Source organism: Corynebacterium sp. MSK195, assembly GCF_030228885.1.
Taxonomy (GTDB): Bacteria; Actinomycetota; Actinomycetes; order Mycobacteriales; family Mycobacteriaceae; genus Corynebacterium.
The window spans coordinates 1-819 of sequence record NZ_JASPGT010000045.1 but is presented as its reverse complement, the minus strand read 5'-3'; the positions used below and the strand labels follow the sequence as shown (position 1 = coordinate 819).

Sequence of the window (819 nt, the reverse complement as noted above, 5' to 3'; positions counted from 1 at the left end):
CGCTTCCAGTTTGTCTATGACCACCGAACCGAATACTCGGTCAAGCGGATGTGCCACGTGTTAAAGCTCAATCGCTCCTCGTTCTACAAATGGGTCAACACCCGCGAAAAACGCAGGTTAAAGACGTATTCCGATGCTCTTATTGGTGCACGAATCAAGACTATCTTCGATGATGAGCACGGGCTTTATGGTGCTAAACGCATCGCTGCAAGCCTCAACGACGATATGGACTTTCCTCCGATAAATCACAAGAAGGTCGCACGCATCATGAAATCCATGGGGCTCAAAGGCTTTAGTAAGCGGCGTCGGTGCATCACCACCAGGCGCAAGCCTGGCCACCGAGTCATGCCAGATTTAGTAGGCCGCAAATTCACCGCGGACAGGCCGAACCACGTCTACGTAGGAGATATCACCTACCTGCCGTGTAAGGGCGGCAAGAACATGTACCTGGCCACGGTCATCGACGCCTACTCTCGCAAACTCGTCGGTCATGCACTCGCTGACCACATGCGGGTATCTCTGGTTATCGAGGCTTTGTCTCATGCCAGAAGAGTCCGCGGAAGCCTTCAAGGGGCAATTTTCCATTCTGATCATGGCAGTGTGTACACCTCACAAGCATTTAGGGACCACTGTGCCCAACTTGGTGTGCGCCAATCCATGGGAGCAGTGGGAACTAGCGCCGATAACGCCCTAGCAGAATCCTTCAACGCCACCTTAAAGCGTGAAGTTCTGCGTGATCGGAATGAAGCGTCCTGGGTTTAGTTCCTACCTCAGCTAAGGAAGGATTGAACTATGCCTAGAAAGTATTCCGTCGAGTTC

Annotated in this window: 1 pseudogene; it reads left to right on the top strand. The window is 52.3% G+C overall.

Annotated features, from left to right (window positions below):
* Nucleotides 1-738, top strand: a pseudogene (locus QP909_RS11725) (IS3 family transposase); the annotation flags it as partial.
* Between the last annotated feature and the right edge of the window lie 81 nt (nt 739-819).